This window comes from Leucobacter musarum subsp. musarum, assembly GCF_001273845.1.
In the GTDB taxonomy this organism is placed as follows: Bacteria; Actinomycetota; Actinomycetes; order Actinomycetales; family Microbacteriaceae; genus Leucobacter; species Leucobacter musarum.
Genome location: NZ_JHBW01000069.1, coordinates 200,265 through 217,071, shown reverse-complemented (window position 1 = coordinate 217,071; position 16,807 = coordinate 200,265). Strand labels below are relative to the sequence as shown.

Sequence of the window (16,807 nt, the reverse complement as noted above, 5' to 3'; positions counted from 1 at the left end):
ATGTCTCGAACGGTGCGGGCCCCGTTCCGTTCCCCAGCTGCGGCACGGCGATCCGGCAGCATCGCACCCGCCAGTAGAATCGACGCCATGACCACTGCGCGCGAACAGCTCATCGAACTCATCACGAGCGAGGCCGTCTTCCACGGCGACTTCACCCTCACGAGCGGCAAGAAGGCGACGTACTACATCGACCTGCGCAAGCTGAGCCTCGACCATCGTGCGGCCCCGCTGATCGGTCAGGTCATGCTCGACCTGATCGACGACATCGATGGGGTTGTCGCGGTGGGCGGGCTCACGATGGGTGCCGATCCGATCGCCTCGGCGATCATGCACCAGGGCGTCGCGCAGGGCAAGGCGTACGACTCGTTCGTCGTGCGCAAGGAGCCGAAAGATCACGGTCGCGGCCGCCAGGTCGAGGGCCCCGATCTCGCGGGCAAGCGCGTGGTCGTCGTGGAAGACACGTCGACCACGGGCGGCTCGCCCCTGAAGGCGATCGAAGCGCTGCAGAAGGTCGGCGCCGAGATTGCCGCGGTGGCGGTGGTGGTGGATCGCCAGGCCCCGGCCAAGGAACGTATCGAGGCAGCCGGCTTCGAATACCGCTACGCCATCGGCCTCGACGACCTCGGGCTCGCACCGCAGTAAGCACCCCGCGCACGCGCGATGACGGCCTCCGACCCCGCAGGTGATCGGAGGCCGTCGTCGTTTCCGAGGCAAGACCGGCTACAGCACCTTCGACAGGAACTGGCGGGTACGCTCGTGGCTCGGGTTCGTGAAGACGAGCTCGGGGTCGCCCTGCTCGATGATGGCGCCCGCGTCCATGACAATCACGCGATCCGCCACCTCGCGAGTGAACCCCATCTCGTGGCTCACGATGATCATCGTCATGCCGGCCTTCGCGAGATCTTGCATTACCTGTAGCACCTCGCCCACCATCTCGGGGTCGAGGGCGCTCGTCGGTTCGTCGAAGAGCATGAGTGCGGGGCGCATGGCGAGCGATCGGGCAATCGCGACGCGCTGCTGCTGACCACCCGAAAGTGAACGCGGCCGCTCATCGGCTTTGTCGGCAAGCCCCACGCGATCCAACAGCTCACGCGCGTACGCGATCGCCTCAGACTTCTTTTCGCCCTTCACCCGCACCGGCGAATGCCAGATGTTCTCGAGCACGGTCATGTGCGGAAAGAGGTTGAAGTGCTGAAAGACGAAGCCGATGTCGGATCGCTGCGCAGCGAGCGCCTTCGCTGAGATCTCGCGGGTCTTGCCGTTCTCGCCCACGCGCTCGCCGATGCGCTGCCCGTTGACATAGATCTCGCCGCTGTCGACCGGTTCGAGGCGGTTCAGCGTGCGTAGAAAGGTCGTCTTGCCGGCGCCCGACGGGCCGACGAGCACCACGACCTCGCCGCGCTCGATCTCGAGCGACACGTCGGTGAGAATGTGCCGGTCGCCGAACCACTTGTTGATGTCGACCGTGCGCACGATCGGGCCATCGGCGATGGTCACGGGGGCGGTGTACTCGGTGGTCGCGCTCATGCTGCGGCTCCTTCGAGGTCGGCGATGGGGCTCTTCGGGGCGACCCGGTCGCGCTTGCTGCGGAAGCCGAACAGGCGCTTCCAGATCGACTCGGCCTTCGGCAGGCCGGCCTTGGCGTTGAGCCAGTTCTCGATGAAGGTCTGAATGACCGTCCACACGGTCGTGAGCAGCAGGTAATACAGGGCGACGACGATGTAGATCTCGAAGACCTTGAACGTGGCGGCGCTCATGGAGCTGCTGACCTGGAACATTTCGGCGACGCCGATGATCGAGAGAATCGAGGTGCTCTTCATCAGGCCGTTGAACGAGTTGCCGAGTGGCGGCACCATGACGCGGATCGCCTGCGGCACGATGATCCACCGCATGGAGCCGAGCGGGGTCATGCCGAGCGACAGCGCCGCTTCAGTCTGGCCTTTCTCGATCGACTCGAGGCCGCCGCGCACGATCTCCGAGATGTAGGCGCTCTCGTTGAGCATGAGCGCGACGATCGCGGCCTGCACGGCGCCCTTGACCATGAGGCCGACGGTGAACGCGTCGAACTGGAACGCGAGCGACAGGTCTTCGAAGCGGAAGAGGTTCGCGGCCGCGAAGCCGGTGTAGATGATGACCAGTTGCACGAGCAGCGGGGTGCCGCGAATGATCCAGATGTAGAGGCTCGCGAGCACGCGCAGCGGCACGAAGCGGCTGCGGCCCATGAGGGCGATGATGAGGCCGAGGATCAACGCGAGTGCCATCGCGACGATCGAGATGATGATGGTGAGCCCGAGTCCGTTCAGAAAGCTCTCGCTCGGCGAGAACAGGCTCTGCCAGAAGTAGTCCCAGTCGAATTTCATGTGGTGGTGTCTTTCGTGAGGTCGGCTGTGGGCGGCACGCGTCGTCGTGCGCCGCCCACAGCCTGCGGATTACTCGGGCTGGGTGATGTCGTTGCTCTCGACGCCCCACTCGGCGAGGATGTCGGCGTAGGTGCCGTCATCGACCATCGCCGCGAATGCGTCGTCGAGCGCCGTGTTGAGGTCGGTGTTGTCTTTGAGCGTCGCGGCGCCGATGCGGATCTTGCCGAACGGATCGCCGACGGTGACCAGGTCGCCATCGGACTGCTGCTCGTAGTAGCTCATGATCTCGGTCGTGTCGATGAACGCGTCGGCCTGGTTCGCAAGTACCTGCTGCAGGGCGCTCGTGGCCTCGTCGACGAGGGTGATGGTGAGCGGCTGCTTGCCGGCGGCCTCGCACTCGGCCGACTTCTCTTCTGCCGAGGCCGCGCCCGTCGCGCCGGTGATGCCGACAACCTTCGTGCCGCAGAGCGAGTCGTCGAAGCCGGTGACCTTCTTGGGGTTCTCCTTGTTCACGGCGACCGCGGTACCCGAGTACAGGTAGGGCACGAAGTTCGCGATCTCTTCGCGCTCGGGCTTGATGTAGAGCGACCCCATGATGACGTCGCACTGCTTCGCCTGCAGGGCGGGGATGAGGCCGGCGAACGCGTACTCGCCGAGCGTCGTCGAGACGCCGAGCTTGTCGGCCATCGCGTTCGCGATGTCGATCTCGACGCCCTGCAGCTCATTGTTCTCGTCGTAGAAAATGTTGGGTGCGCTGTCGCCGGTGCAGATGGTGAGGGTGCCGGCCTTGATGATGGTCGGTGTTTCGAGGGTTGCGACCGGTGCGCCGCTGCTCTCTGAGTCGCCGGATCCACCGGCGTTGTCTGCGGGAGCGTTTGCGGTGACGGTGCACGCGGCCAGCGACAGAGCGAGGCCTGCGGCTGCGGCGAGTGCGAGCACCGGAGCGGTGCGCGGTGCGGTGGGGAAAGCCACGATGATTTCTCCGTTCAGTGGGATCCGCCCGGCTCTGGGCGGAGGTCTTGCGCATTCCCGGCGGGCCGGGTGTATGCTCGATCAGCAGTTGGTAGGACCAACGGATGAACTGAATGGGACGATACCCCGGTATTGGCCATCGAGTCAACGGGCAAGCCGATCGGAAACGCAACTGCAACACAATCCGCACAGTCGGCGGCGTCCACTACGATCACGAGAGCACTGAAGGAGGCGCACATGGACTGGAACGACATTGGCCGAGCGACAACGCTGTCGCTGCCCGACCGCCTGTCGGTCGACATCGAACGTCTGATTCTCGACGGCAAGCTTGAGCCCGGTGAGCGGCTGCCCGCCGAGCGCGACCTCGCCGAGCACTTCGGGGTGTCGCGCGTCTCGATTCGAGAGGCCCTGCGCGAGCTCGAGAATCGCGGGCTCATCGATCGGCGGCCCGGCCGCGGCACGATCGTGCTGAGTCCGGGGGAGCGCGCCGACGTCAGCGACGGTGCCCTGAGCCGGCTGGCGGTGCTCAAACCCGACCTCCACGACATCATGGAGCTGCGCGCCATCGTCGAGCCTCCCATCGCCGGCATCACGGCCGCCCGCGCGACGGCCCGCGATGTCGCCCAGTTGCGCGAGCTCGTCGAGGCGATGGAGGTCGACGTGACGAAGGAGCGCTACGCCGAGCTCGACCGCGCCTTCCACCAGGCCATCGCGCAGTACGCGCACAACCCGCTGCTCGAACTCATCAACGAACAGATCGCCCAGCAGATCGCCCCGAGCCGCGCGAGCCGCTACCAGACGAAGGCCCGCCGCAACGCCTCAAGCGTCGCGCACCGGCGCATCTTCGAGGCGATCGCCGCCGGCGACGCCGAGCTCGCCGAGGCCGAAGCCCGCGCCCACGTCATCGACATCAGTACCCAGATCGCTCACGCCGCAACGACGCCCGAGGAGACGACCCTATGACCGATGCCCCACCCGCACCAGCAGCCGCGCCGCATGAGGCGCCGCAGGTGCTGCCGGCGCGCAGCGCCATCTCGACCTCGCACCATCTCGCGACCGAAGCCGGGGCCGCAGCGCTGCGGGCCGGCGGCAACGCGATCGACGCCGCGCTCGCCGCCGTTGCGGCCCTGTGCGTGGTGTACCCGAACAACACCGCGCTGGGTGGCGACCTCGTCGCCCTCGTACGCAACCCCGCCGGTGAGGTGCGCTTCTTGAACGCGACCGGGCCGTCGCCCGCCGCGCAGACGCTCGAGACGCTGCGCGAACGCTACGGCGACCTGCTGCCGCTGCGCGGCATCGACACTGTCACCGTGCCCGGCGGGGTCTGCGGGTGGAACGCGCTGCACGAGTACGGGGCGACCCGCGAGTGGGCGCAGCACTTCGAGGCCGCGACGCGGTACGCCGAAGAGGGGGTGCCGACCGGCCGCTCGGTCGCCGCCGGCATCGTCGAAGATCGCGAAGTGCTCGAGCTCGACGCCGGGTGCCGCGACATCTTCTTCGACAACGGGATTCCGCTGACCGAGGGCGCACCGCTCGTGCAGCCGGCGCTCGCCGAGACGCTCAGGCGGCTGGCGGCGGGCGGATCCGCTGAATTCTACGAGGGCGAGTTGGCGCAGCAGTGGGTCGCCGGTCTGCAGGCACTCGGTTCGACGATCACGCTCGCCGATGTCGCCGACTACTCGGCCGAATGGGGCGAACCGCTCGAGGGCGAGTTCGCCGGGCACCGCGTGCTCACGGGCCCGCCGAACAGCTCGGGGTTCATGCTGTTGCGCGCCCTGCGCGAGATCTCCAAGGGCATCGACGAGCCGCTCGGCGCCGATGCCGGAGCACTCGCTCGCGCGTTCCGTGACGCGAGCGCCGTGCGCGCTGCCTCGCTCGCCGACCCTCGCTTCGGCGGGGCGACGGGTGCCGAGCTTATTGCGGCCGAGGCGCCTGCGCACCCGCCTGTGCGCGAAGGCAAGCCGACGGGTGACACGGTCGGGCTGAGCGCGGTGAGCGCCGATGGCTGGGCGATCTCGCTCATCAACTCCGTCTACTTCGGGTTCGGCGCCGCGATCATCGAGCCGACCACGGGTATCCTCTTCCAGAACCGCGGCACCTCGTTCTCGCTCGACCCCGCGCACCCGAACGCGTTCGAGCCGGGCAAGCGGCCCCGCCACACGCTCATGCCTGTGATGGTGCTGCGAGGCAACGAACTGGCCTGGGTGCCGGCGACGATGGGCGGGTCGGTGCAGCCCCAGATTCACACCCAATTGCTGTTGCGATCCTTTGCGGGTGCCACCCCGCAGGAAGCGACGCACGCACCCCGCTGGATCATCGACGAGCCCGGCATTGACGGTGTCGTGCGCTCGACGATCGAAGAGAACGTGACCGCCGAGGTGCACGCGGCAGTCGAGGCTGCAGGCTTTCCGCTCAAGGTGGTGCCCCCGAACACCGAAGACCTCGGTCACTCGAACCTCATTCGCATCGGCCCAGACGGCGCCGTCGACGCGGCGAGCGACCCTCGCTCAGACGGGTCGGCGATCGTGATCTGAAGCCACCTCCGTGCCGCGTCATGCGGCATTCATGCCCGCGCACCGTCGTCGTCCGGTATACCTGTAATGTTCGCGGCATCCGCAGCACCGCGTGATCGAGAAAGCAGCACATGACCCAGACCGCCCGCCCCGGCATCTTCCCGCTCCTGCTCGTCGGCATCGCCGGCGGCATTCTCTCCGGCCTCTTCGGTATCGGCGGCGGCACGATCATCGTGCCGGCGCTGGCGCTCTGGCTGGGCATGCCCCAGAAGCTGTCGGCGGGCACGTCGGTCGCGGCGATCCTGCCCACCGCCATCGTCGGTGCGACGACCTACGGGCTGCAGGGGCACGTCGACTGGATCGCCGGCGCCTGTCTTGCGGTCGGCATTGTTATCGGCGCACAGGTCGGCAGTCACCTGCTCGCGAAGCTGCCGGTCGGAGCGATCCAGTGGGGCTTCATGGGCTTCCTCGCCGTGGTGATCGTGAGCCTCTGGTTCGTGGTGCCGCAGCGCGGCGACGAGATCGAGCTCTCGGCGCTGACCGTGATCATGCTCATCGTGACCGGTTTCATCACAGGCATTCTTTCGGGCCTGTTGGGTGTCGGCGGCGGCGTGGTCGTGGTGCCCGTGCTCATGTTCTTCTTCAGCTCGAGCGACCTCGTCGCGAAAGGCACTTCACTGCTCATGATGATTCCGGGCTCCATTTCGGGCACCATCGGCAACTTCCGCCGGCAGAACGTCGACCTTCGCGCCGCCGCGATCGTCGGCATCGCCGCGTGCGTGTTCGTGCCCGTCGGCAACTTCTTCGCCGTCGGCATCGACCCCTTCTGGGGCAACGTCGCCTTCTCGCTGTACCTCGTGTTCATCCTGGTGCAGATGCTCGTGCGCAAGCTGCGCTCGAAGAATTAGTGCGGCGGCGGTTTCGGTGGGTGCGCATCGTCCCTAGGCTGAAGGCATGATGCGACGGATCGGCTTGCTCAGCAGTGGGATCGTGCTAGTGGCCCTGTTTCTGCTGTGGATGGTGCTGAAAGGCAACGACCCGATGCGGTCGTGGATCGCAGACCATCAGGAGCTCAGCCTGGTCGCGTGGGGTCTGGCCTGGGTCTGCGCGTTGGGTGGAGCGGCACTCATCGCCCGAGCGACACGGCGCCCTCCGGTGCCGCCCGCAACGCAGGCCGACGTGGTTGGATAGCGGCATGACCGATGCCGCTCAGCCCCTCACCATCGCCGTCTGGCAGGCCGCCAGCGCGCCCGCCGATATCGACGCGAACCTCGCCGCCCTCGACGCGGCAGCGGCGCGCGCCGCAGACGCGGGGGCCGGACTGCTCATCACCTCCGAAATGTACGTGTCGGGGTACAACCTCGGCGCTGCGGTGATGCGGGGGCTCGCCGACGCGGCTCCGCTTGAACGCGTGCGCGGGATCGCCGAGCGCCACCGCATCGGCATCGTCGCGGGCGGGCCCGAGCTGATCGCCTCGGAGGTTGGCACCGCTGACGGTGTCGCGGTCGCGAACTCGGCCTGGCTCGTCGACGACCGGGGCACCGTGCTTGCGAAGCACCGCAAGATCCAACTCTTTGGCGACCTCGACCGCGACATGTTCGTCGCCGGCGACGCGCCCCACACGATCGCCGAGTTCCGCGGTCTGCGCATCGCGCTGCTGATCTGCTTCGACGTCGAGTTCCCCGAGACGGTGCGGGCCGCGGCCCGAGCGGGCGCCGATCTCGTCGCCGTGCCGACGGCGCAGATGGAGCCCTTCAGTTTCGTCAACGAGCACCTCATTCGGGTGCGAGCCTGGGAGAGCGGCGTCTACGTCGCGTACGCGAACCAGCATGGCCCCGACGGCGACCTCACCTACGTCGGGCGCAGCGTGATCGCCGACCCGTTGGGCGAGCACCTCGCCGAGGCGCCCGCGGCCGGCGAGGCCCTGATCTTCGGCACGGTGGATCGCTCAGTCGCCGAACGCGCCCGCGCCCAGAGCCCGTACCTCGCCGAGGTGCGTGCGGCGCTGCTCGCCCCCGACGCGTAGCGGTGGCGGCGGGCCTGCCTGACCGCACCTCAGTGTCGAACGCCCCGATGCCCCGAAACACGCGATCGGGGCAACTTCGGGTGGGTGTCGCGTGCGCAGAACGCCGAAACACTGGTCCGAAGTTACCCCGATCGTGATCAGGTGAGCTGACTACATCTCAGTTGACTCAGCAGCGCGAGAGCGGCGGCGACGCACCGCGATCAGCGCGGCGCCGAGCAGCAGCGCTGCGCCGCCCGCGAACGCGATCGGCGCGACCGTCTCGCCACCGGTGCGCGCGAGCCCGGTGTTCGAGGCGGGCGTGACCGGCGCGCCCGGCTTCGGTGTCACCGTCGGGGTGGTCGGTGTCGTGGGCGTGGTCGGCGTCGTGGTCGTCGAGCGCTCGATCGTGACCGTCTGCGCGGCGTCGTCGATGTCGTGGTGCACGGCGATCGGTTCGACCGACGTGTCCGTGCCCGTGAACAGCGACTCGAACGCGACGAGACGCGATCCGGCATGCCCCGAATGAACCGTGAAGGCGACCTCGACCGACCCGTTGGCCTCGGTCGGGGTGAAGGTCACCGAGCCGGTGATGCCGGTGCCCTCGCCCGTGGTCTGTTCCATGAGCTCACCGGTCAGGGTGTACTCGGTGCCCGGGGTCAGGTTCTGGTACGCGACGACGTCGGTGACGCGTCCACCGGTCGCGGGCAGCACCCGGTCGCCGTCGGCGTCATCGGTCAGCGAAGTGCCGATGGTCGGGTTCGCGGTCACCACGTTCTCGACCGTGACGGTCTGCGCCGCATCCTCGATGTCGGTGTGCTCGGCGGAGGCCTCATTGTCGACCGGGGACCCCACGTACAGCCACTCGAACGCGACGAGCTTCGTGCCGGCGTAGCCCTGCGGCACGACGAACGTGACCTCGACCGATCCGCTCGTCTCGGTGGGCGTGAAGGTGGTCGAGCCCGTAATGCCGGTCGCATCGCCCGTCGCCTGGTCGTGCAGCTCACCGGTGACGGTGTACTCCGTGCCGGGCGTCAGCTTTTCGTAGGCGACCGTGTCGATGACGGTGCCGCCGTTCCACGGCAGCACGTGGTCGCCGTCGGCCGAGTCGAGCAGCGTCGTGCCGATCGCCGGCGTCGCCGTGGTCGGCACCTCGCCGATCGTGACCGTCTGCGCCGCGTCTTCGATATCGGTGTGCTCGGCGATCGCCTCGCTCTCGGTGTTGGTGCCGAGGTACAGCCACTCGAAGGCGACGAGCTTCGTGCCCGAGTACCCGGTCGGAATCGTGAAGGTCACGTCGACCGTGCCCTCCGCCTGCTCCGCAGTAAACGTCGTCGAGCCGGTGATGCCCGTCGGGCTGCTGTCGGCCTGGTTGTACAGCTCGCCCGTCACCGTGTACTCGGTGCCCGGGGTGAGCCCCGTGTACGTGATGGTATCGATGACGGTGCCACCGTTCCAGGGGAGCAGTTGATCCTGATCGGCTCCGTCGACCAGCGACGTGCCGATGCTCGGGATCGCCTCTTCGGCGAACACCACCTCAGCCGAGGCGACGAGCGGCTGCTGGCGCTCGGGCTCGAACGTCGCGAAGATCTGGCAGAGGGTGTCGCCTGGGAACCGGCTGGTCTGCGCGTAGCCCACGTTCTCGATCACGGGCGGCACGCCGCTGACGGCTACTGAGACCGTGCCCGCGTCTGCGCGCGTGACGTGCAGTGTGAGCGTCGCCGGAAGCGTCGCGTCATCGTCGACCGTGAGCGTGGTGCCGTTCAGGGTTGCCGGGCCGTCGACACTCTCGAGGGTGCCGCCGGTCACGTCGACGGTGAGCGGGATGCCCGCGAGGGTCGTCGTGACTGTGACGGTGCCGTCGGCGCCCGGGGTGAGGGTTGAGGTGGGGCTTTCGGCGGCGAGCTGTGCCTCGGGCGTGGAACCGATGATTTCGAGAATGCGGGCCTGTGTTGCCGGGCTCATATTGTCGGCGCAGAACTGCAGGGCCGAGCTGCGCTCTGGATTGTCGATGCAGTGCACCAGGTTTTGGCGCAGGGTGCGCTGAGCGGGGCTGTCGTTGTTCGCGACGGTGTCAGCGACGACCGTGCTGCCGGAGCCGTTGGGGCCGGCGATCACGGGCAGGTCGTTCTGAATGATGTACGCCTGCAGCTTCTTCTGATCGTCGGTCAGGCGCGTATCGGGGTCGACGTACTCCATGCCGGGGAGCAGCGTGTCGTTGCGCTGGAGGTAGCCTTCGGCATTCGTCCAGGAGCAGGCCGATGCGCGATCGTAGGTGCAGTACGTCCACGACGAGACCGGGCCCTCAGCCGCTGCCGAGTAGCGCACGGTGCAGATCGGGTTCGCGGCGTACTGACTGGTGCCGTTCGACCAGCCGCTGCGGCCGTTGTTGTTGTTGTAGAGCGGTACGACGCCGCCGGCGTTGTAGGTCTCGAGGCGGCCGCCGAAGACGCTGAGCAGGTTCGCGACCGGGCCGTTGTCGGCGTCGACCGCGGGGTTGCCCGTCGTGTTCTCGCAGAGCCCGGCGTCGAAGGGTGCGGCGACCGGGGTTGGCGGCGCATCGGCGTGGGCGGGGGTCGATGCGGCGATCGCTCCGCTGAGCAGGGTCACCACCAGTGCGGCGACGGCCAGCAGCGCGAGCCACACCCGCCTGTCGCTCCGTCGTACTTGTGCAGCTGACACGTGTTCCTCCTCGAAATCGACCTCGCGACTGCGCCAGTGCGTATCGCGCGCGGATGCGCGCGTGGGCGCAGTCGAGATCCCACCCGAGAGAAATGTAATCCGAAACTTGAACGGTGGGGAGAGGGTGACCCCTCTGCGGGGGACATACTTTTGCATAGCGCCGTCTATGCTCGCGGACGCGCCTGGTGCCTTGCCGTTGGTCAGCCCCGCCCCCTGTGCGAGCGGGGTCACTTTTGGACAGTGCGGCGATCCCGACACCCTCTCAAAGTGACCCCACTGGTGCGTCGTAGCGCAGTGAAGTCGCGGCGGCGCGGCGGTGGGCCGACGCGCGGCGCGGCTTACAGCAGGTCGGCGACCGAGCCGATGACCTCGTCGGGGCGGAACGGGAAGCGCTCGATCTCGGCGCGATCCGAAATGCCCGTCATGACGAGCACCGTGTGCAGACCCGCCTCGATACCGGCGACCACATCGGTGTCCATGCGATCGCCGATCATGCCGGTGTTGTGCGAGTGCGCGCCGATCTGGTTGAGCGCCGAGCGGAACATCATCGGGTTCGGCTTGCCCACTACGTAGGGGTGCTTACCCGTCGCCTTCGTGATGAGCGCGTTGATGGCGCCGGTCGCGGGCAGCGGCCCCTCCTGGCTCGGGCCGGTGGCGTCGGGGTTCGTCGAGATGAAGCGCGCGCCGCCGATGATGAGGCGAATCGCCTTCGTGATGGCCTCGAACGAGTAGTTGCGGGTCTCGCCGACGACCACGAAGTCGGGGTTCGACTCGGTCATCACGTACCCCGCGTCATGCAGTGCGGTCAGAATGCCGGCCTCGCCGATGACGAACGCCGAGCCGCCGGGCTGCTGCTGCTTCAAAAACGCCGCGGTCGCGAGGGCGCTCGTCCAGATGCGATCTTCGGGCACCGCGATACCCGAAGCGTGCAGACGCGCACTGAGGTCGCGCGCGGTGAAGATCGAGTTGTTGGTGAGCACGAGATACGGAATCTCGTTCTGCTGCCAGTGCGTGATGAGTTCGGCGGCACCGGGGATCGCCCGATTCTCATGGACCAGCACGCCGTCCATGTCGGTGAGCCAGCATTCGATCTCAGCGCGGCGGGGGTGCGGTTCGTTCTGGGTCATGACCTCAGCGTAGTCCGCACGTGTGAACATGCGGTTTCAGGGGGGAGGAGGCACTCGGCCGAAATGTCGGGGGCGCCTGGCAGACTGGAACCATGCACGAACGAGCCGGCTCCCCAGCGCGCACCGAAGACCTCATTGACGTCGACGAGTTGCTCACTGCGTATAGCGGGGTGACGCCCGACCCGTCGATCGCTTGGCAGCGCGTCGTGTTCGGCACGTCGGGCCACCGAGGCTCATCGCTCACGGGCTCGTTCAACGAGGCGCATATCGCCGCCATCAGCGCCGCGATCGCCGAGTACCGTGCGGCCCAGGGCATCTCCGGGCCGCTCTTCATCGGCGCCGATACGCACGCGCTGTCGGCGCCGGCCGAGCACACCGCCATCGAGGTGCTGCTCGCCGCCGGCGTGCGCGTGCTCGCCGCAGCAGGCGAGACCGGTGCGGGCGACGGGGAGGCCGCGTTCGTGCCGACTCCGGCCCTCAGTCACGCGATTCTGCGGCACAACCGCGATCTCGCGGCTGACGACCCCGACCGCGCCGATGGCATCGTCGTGACCCCGAGTCACAACCCACCCCGCGACGGCGGCTTCAAATACAACCCACCGCACGGCGGGCCCGCCGACACCGACGCGACGGGGTGGATCGCCGCGCGTGCGAACGAGCTGCTCGAGGCCAGCACGGCGATCGCCCGGGCGACCGAAGCCGAGGTCGACGGGGTCGAACGCTACGACTACCTCGGGGCGTACGTCGATACGCTCGGCGAAGCCATCGACCTCGACGCGATCCGTGAATCCGACGTGGCGCTCGCCGTGCACCCGCTCGGTGGCGCGAGTGTCGCCTACTGGGAGGCGATCCGCGATCGGCTCGGCATCGACCTCACCGTGCTCGGCCCCGGCGTCGACCCGCAGTGGGAGTTTATGCACCTCGACTGGGACGGCAAGATTCGCATGGACCCGTCATCGGTCCACGTGATGTCGACCGTCGACGCCCACCGCGGCCCCTACGCGATCATCACGGGCAACGACGCCGACGCCGACCGTCACGGCATCGTGACCTCCGACGGGCTCATGAACCCGAACCACTACCTCGCGGTGGCCATCGACTACCTGCTCGCGCACCGCCCCCAATGGTCGCCGACGGCAGGCATCGGCAAGACGCTCGTCTCGTCGGGCATCATCGATCGGGTGGTCGCCGCGCACGGGCGCACGCTCACCGAGGTGCCCGTCGGCTTCAAATGGTTCGTGCCCGGCCTCTCAGACGGCTCCGTGGTGTTCGGCGGCGAAGAGAGCGCCGGCGCTTCGTTCCTGTGCTTCGACGGCAGCGCCTGGAGCACCGACAAAGACGGCATTCTGCTCGCACTGCTCGCGGCCGAGATTCAGGCCGTCACCGGCCAGTCGCCGTCCGAGCGCTACCGCGAGCTCACCGAGCGATTCGGCGCACCCGCGTATGCGCGGGTCGACGCCGCCGCGACGCCCGAGCAGAAGGCGCGTCTCGGGGCGCTCTCACCCGACGACGTCACCGACACCGAGCTCGCGGGTGATCCGATCACTGCGATTCGCACCACCGCGCCCGGCAACGACGCGCCGATCGGCGGGCTCAAAGTGCAGACCGATCACGCCTGGTTCGCGGCCCGCCCCTCGGGCACCGAAGACGTGATGAAGATCTACGCCGAGTCGTTCCGCGGCCCCGAGCACCTCGCAGAGGTGCAGGCGGCGGCGCAGGCGCTCGTCGCGCGGGTACTCGGTTCCTGACGCTGCGCTGCTGACGTACCGCTCCTGAGGAGGCGGCATTGCGACATTCTCCTGAGCGCTCCTCCGGTACGCTCAGGGGCATGTCGCACGAATCCTCCGCTTCCCGTCGATACTCCTACCTGGGGCCGGCGGGAACCTTTACGGAGGCGGCACTGAAGCAGGTCCCCGAAGCCGTCGGCCAGCACTGGCACCCCGTCGACAATCTCGGCGAAGCGCTCAACGACGTCGTGACCGGTGCGAGCGACGCGGCGATGATCGCGATCGAGAACTCGATCGACGGCGGAGTGACCGTGGCTCAAGACGCCCTGGCCACCATTCCCGGCCTGCGCATCGTCGGCGAATACCTGGTGCCCGTGCGCTTCGTGCTCGTCGCACGTCGCGGCACCGCGCTCGCAGACGTCAACGTTGTATCGGGCCATCCGGTCGCCTACGCGCAGTGCCGTGCCTGGCTCGACGACGCGCGACCGACACACCGGCACCTCGTCGCCACCTCGAACGTGCAAGCCGCAGCAGACCTCTTTGCCCCCGAGAAAGGCATCGACGCGGCGATCGCACCCCCGGGCATCGAAGATCACTACGACGTCGACGTGCTCGCCGAAGGCATTGCCGAGAACCCCGACGCGATGACACGCTTCGTGCTCGTGAGTCGCAGCGTGCCTGTGGCCGAACCCACCGGTGCCGACAAGACCTCACTCATCGTCGAACTCCCTGAAGACCGCCCCGGCGCGCTGCTCGACCTGCTCGAGCAGTTCGCAGCGCGCGGCGTGAACCTCACGTTGCTCGCCTCGCGCCCGATCGGCGACCGCATGGGGCGCTACCGCTTCGTCATCGACGCCGAGGGGCACGTCAAAGACGAGCGCGTCGCCGACGCCCTGCTCGGCGTGAAGCGCTTCAGCCCCAAGATGACCTTCCTCGGGTCGTACCCGCGCGCCGACCGCGTCACCGCAACGGTGCGTGACCTGCACGACAACGATCGATTCCGCGACGCCCGCGATTGGCTGCGCGGCGTCATCGAAGGTACCCCCGACGGCGAAGCGTAGATCGGCCGGGTGATCCGGCGCCCACTGAAGCTTTAGGCGCTCACGTGCCACTCGGGCAGCACGCGCACCACGAGCGCGCCCGGGTCGACCTCACCGGTCACGGTGAGTGCGTAGCCGAAGTCGTCGCCGTCGAGCTGAATCGGCTCGGGTTTCGGCACCGCGAGCGCATACCGCTCGGCGCGCAGGTACGAAACGCTGCGGGTGTCGTTGACGAGGTCGATGATCTTGCGGCCGGCGCGGGATCGTCGCAGCACGCCGTTCTCCCACCCGATCTTGTTCCAGATGCGCAGCCATGAGAACGGCCCGAGGGGTCGCAAGGCGACGACGTCGAGTTTGCCGTCGTCGAGTTCGGCGTCGGGAATGAGTAGCACGCCGCCGGGCATCAACCCGCAATTGCCGATCATTACCGTGTAGACCGACAGGGGCTTCACCGCCGACCGATCGACGGAGTAGTGAATCTGCAGCGGCCGGTCGGTGATCATCGTGCGCACCCCGGCGTCGACGTAGGCCAACCAGCCGACCCGCTTCTTGAGCGTCGACTTCGTCGCCGAAATGGCGCGCGCATCGAGACCCATGCCGGCGAGCACGAGAAAGACGTGTTCGCTCTCCGTCTCATCGGCGCGCACGATGCGTGCGATACCGAGGTCGATCGGGCGATTGCGGCCGGTAAAGGCGGCGCGCACCACGTCGTCGATGCGGTTGAGGGGCGCGCCGAGGTTGCGGGCGAGCAAGTTGCCCGTGCCCTGGGGCACGATCGCGAGCGGGATCCCCGTGCCTCTGAGCGCCTCGGCCACCGCCCGCACGGTGCCGTCGCCACCGCTGCCGAGCACCACGTTCGCACCGTCAGCGACGGCCTGCCGCGTCGCGCGCACGCCCGCATCATCAGCATCGGTTTCGTACCAGCGCGTTGCTCCCCAGCCGGCCGATTGCTCGTACTGGCCGACCGCCGCGCGCAGCGCAGCGAGGTCGGTCTTGAGGGGGTGATACACGACGGCGGCACTGGGCAGGTAGTGCGCGGGGGTGTCGGGCATGGCTCCAGCGTAGTGCCGGCCAGCCGTTCCGAGGCTCCGCCCCGGTAAGCTGGAGCGCGTGATCGATCCAGTACTGCTCCGCAACGATCCCGAAGCCGTCAAGCGCTCGCAGCGCGCTCGTGGAAACGACGAGGCGGTGGTAGATCAGGCGCTCGCCGCCGATGCGAGTCGTCGTGCTGCGCTCGGCGAGTTCGAGTCGCTGCGCGCCGAACAGAATGAGTTCGGCAAGCAGGTGAAGGCCGCCTCGAAAGAGGAGAAGCCCGCGCTCATCGCGCAGGCGCAGCAGCTCGCCGCCGCCGTGAAGGCCGCCGACGCGCGGGCGAAAGCCGCCGAGGCAGAGTTCGAGACGCTTGCGCTGAGCATTCAGAACCTCATTATCGATGGCGTGCCGGCCGGCGGCGAAGAGAACTTCGTCACGTTGCGCACCGTGGGCGAGCAGCCGACGTTCGACTTCGAGCCCCGCGATCACCTGGAGCTCGGCGAACTGCTCGGCGCCATCGACATGGAGCGCGGCGCGAAGGTGTCGGGCGCCCGCTTCTACTTCTTGCGCGGCGTCGGCGCCCGCCTCGAGCTGGCGCTCATGAACCACGCGCTCAACCGCGCGCTCGACCACGGCTTCACGCCGCTGATCACGCCGACGCTCGTGAAGCCCGAAATCATGCAGGGCACCGGCTTTCTCGGTGAGCACGCCGACGAGGTTTACCACCTACCAGCGCAAGACCTCTTCCTCACCGGCACGAGCGAGGTCGCGCTCGCGGGGTACCACTCCGACGAGATCGTCGATCTGAACGACGGGCCGCTGCGCTACGCCGGCTGGTCGACTTGTTACCGCAGCGAGGCCGGGTCGCACGGCAAAGACACCCGCGGCATTCTGCGCGTGCACCAGTTCAACAAGCTCGAGATGTTTGTCTATACCGACCCGGCCGAGGCCGAGGCCGAGCACGATCGCCTGGTCGCGTGGCAAGAAGACATGCTGCAGTCGCTGGGTCTGCACTACCGCGTCATCGACGTCGCCGCGGGCGACCTCGGGTCGAGTGCCGCGCGCAAGTTCGACATCGAGGCGTGGGTGCCGACGCAAGATGCGTACCGCGAGCTCACCTCGACGAGCAACTGCACGACGTACCAGGCGCGACGCCTGTCGACGCGGTATCGCACCGAGAGCGGCAAGACCGCGGCGGTGGCAACGCTGAACGGAACGCTCGCGACGACGCGGTGGATTGTGGCGATCCTCGAGACGCACCAGCAAGCCGATGGCAGTGTGCGCGTGCCCGAGGTGCTGCGCCCCTACCTCGGTGGCCTCGAAGTGCTGACACCGATCGCAGGAGCCTAACC

15 protein-coding genes are annotated in these 16,807 nt (G+C 67.9%); 9 read left to right on the top strand and 6 right to left on the bottom strand.

Annotated features, from left to right (window positions below; all coding sequences use genetic code 11):
• The first annotated feature begins 87 nt into the window (after positions 1-87).
• Positions 88-642, top strand: a complete 555-nt coding sequence (gene pyrE / locus CH42_RS07780) for an orotate phosphoribosyltransferase (protein ID WP_053352631.1) — start codon at positions 88-90, stop codon at positions 640-642.
• A 78-nt stretch (positions 643-720) separates the two neighbouring features.
• On the opposite strand, the gene CH42_RS07775 is transcribed toward pyrE, so the two are convergent.
• The 3 genes from CH42_RS07775 to CH42_RS07765 all read right to left on the bottom strand — a co-directional run bounded on the left by CH42_RS07775 (position 721) and on the right by CH42_RS07765 (position 3,332).
• The gene (locus CH42_RS07775) at positions 721-1,527 is read right to left on the bottom strand and encodes an amino acid ABC transporter ATP-binding protein (protein ID WP_053352630.1); all 807 of its coding nucleotides are present in this window, start codon (positions 1,525-1,527) and stop codon (positions 721-723) included.
• Positions 1,524-2,360 carry an amino acid ABC transporter permease gene (locus CH42_RS07770; RefSeq protein WP_053352629.1) on the bottom strand — a complete coding sequence of 279 codons (837 nt, stop codon included), beginning with the start codon at positions 2,358-2,360 and terminating at the stop codon, positions 1,524-1,526. The genes CH42_RS07775 and CH42_RS07770 overlap by 4 nt, the downstream gene beginning before the upstream one ends.
• Before the next feature lie 69 nt (positions 2,361-2,429).
• Positions 2,430-3,332: an ABC transporter substrate-binding protein gene (locus tag CH42_RS07765; RefSeq protein WP_053352628.1), complete on the bottom strand. Its 903-nt coding sequence runs from the start codon at positions 3,330-3,332 to the stop codon at positions 2,430-2,432.
• Positions 3,333-3,569: 237 nt separating this feature from the next.
• On the opposite strand from CH42_RS07765, the gene CH42_RS07760 reads away from it, so the two are divergent.
• From CH42_RS07760 to CH42_RS07740, 5 genes are all read left to right on the top strand, one after another.
• Positions 3,570-4,295, top strand: a complete 726-nt coding sequence (locus CH42_RS07760; protein ID WP_053352627.1) for a FadR/GntR family transcriptional regulator — start codon at positions 3,570-3,572, stop codon at positions 4,293-4,295.
• On the top strand, positions 4,292-5,866 hold the full coding sequence (locus CH42_RS07755) for a gamma-glutamyltransferase family protein (RefSeq protein ID WP_082309354.1): 1,575 nt from the start codon (positions 4,292-4,294) through the stop codon (positions 5,864-5,866). Before CH42_RS07760 ends, CH42_RS07755 begins: the two co-directional genes overlap by 4 nt.
• Before the next feature lie 110 nt (positions 5,867-5,976).
• The gene (locus CH42_RS07750) at positions 5,977-6,753 is read left to right on the top strand and encodes a sulfite exporter TauE/SafE family protein (protein ID WP_053352626.1); all 777 of its coding nucleotides are present in this window, start codon (positions 5,977-5,979) and stop codon (positions 6,751-6,753) included.
• 46 nt (positions 6,754-6,799) lie between these two features.
• Entirely contained in the window at positions 6,800-7,036 is a 237-nt protein-coding gene (locus CH42_RS07745; protein WP_053352625.1) for a hypothetical protein, read from the top strand.
• A 4-nt stretch (positions 7,037-7,040) separates the two neighbouring features.
• Positions 7,041-7,871: a nitrilase-related carbon-nitrogen hydrolase gene (locus tag CH42_RS07740; RefSeq protein ID WP_053352624.1), complete on the top strand. Its 831-nt coding sequence runs from the start codon at positions 7,041-7,043 to the stop codon at positions 7,869-7,871.
• A gap of 150 nt (positions 7,872-8,021) precedes the next feature.
• Here CH42_RS07740 and CH42_RS07735 read toward each other — a convergent pair whose 3' ends face one another.
• Positions 8,022-10,529 (bottom strand): VaFE repeat-containing surface-anchored protein, encoded by a 2,508-nt coding sequence (locus tag CH42_RS07735; protein WP_162231074.1) that lies wholly within the window; start codon positions 10,527-10,529, stop codon positions 8,022-8,024.
• A 338-nt stretch (positions 10,530-10,867) separates the two neighbouring features.
• Positions 10,868-11,656 (bottom strand): HAD-IIA family hydrolase, encoded by a 789-nt coding sequence (locus CH42_RS07730; RefSeq protein WP_053352656.1) that lies wholly within the window; start codon positions 11,654-11,656, stop codon positions 10,868-10,870.
• Positions 11,657-11,748: 92 nt separating this feature from the next.
• Here CH42_RS07730 and CH42_RS07725 point away from each other — a divergent pair, with 92 nt between their 5' ends.
• A complete protein-coding gene (locus CH42_RS07725) occupies positions 11,749-13,404 on the top strand; it encodes a phosphoglucomutase (RefSeq protein ID WP_053352622.1) in 1,656 nt (551 codons plus the stop codon).
• Between the two features lie 80 nt (positions 13,405-13,484).
• On the top strand, positions 13,485-14,444 hold the full coding sequence (pheA, locus tag CH42_RS07720) for a prephenate dehydratase (RefSeq protein WP_053352621.1): 960 nt from the start codon (positions 13,485-13,487) through the stop codon (positions 14,442-14,444).
• A 32-nt stretch (positions 14,445-14,476) separates the two neighbouring features.
• Here pheA and CH42_RS07715 read toward each other — a convergent pair whose 3' ends face one another.
• Positions 14,477-15,475, bottom strand: coding sequence for a diacylglycerol/lipid kinase family protein (locus tag CH42_RS07715; RefSeq protein ID WP_053352620.1), 999 nt, complete (start codon positions 15,473-15,475; stop codon positions 14,477-14,479).
• 58 nt (positions 15,476-15,533) lie between these two features.
• Here CH42_RS07715 and serS point away from each other — a divergent pair, with 58 nt between their 5' ends.
• The gene (gene serS, locus CH42_RS07710; protein WP_053352619.1) at positions 15,534-16,805 is read left to right on the top strand and encodes a serine--tRNA ligase; all 1,272 of its coding nucleotides are present in this window, start codon (positions 15,534-15,536) and stop codon (positions 16,803-16,805) included.
• Positions 16,806-16,807 lie beyond the last annotated feature (2 nt).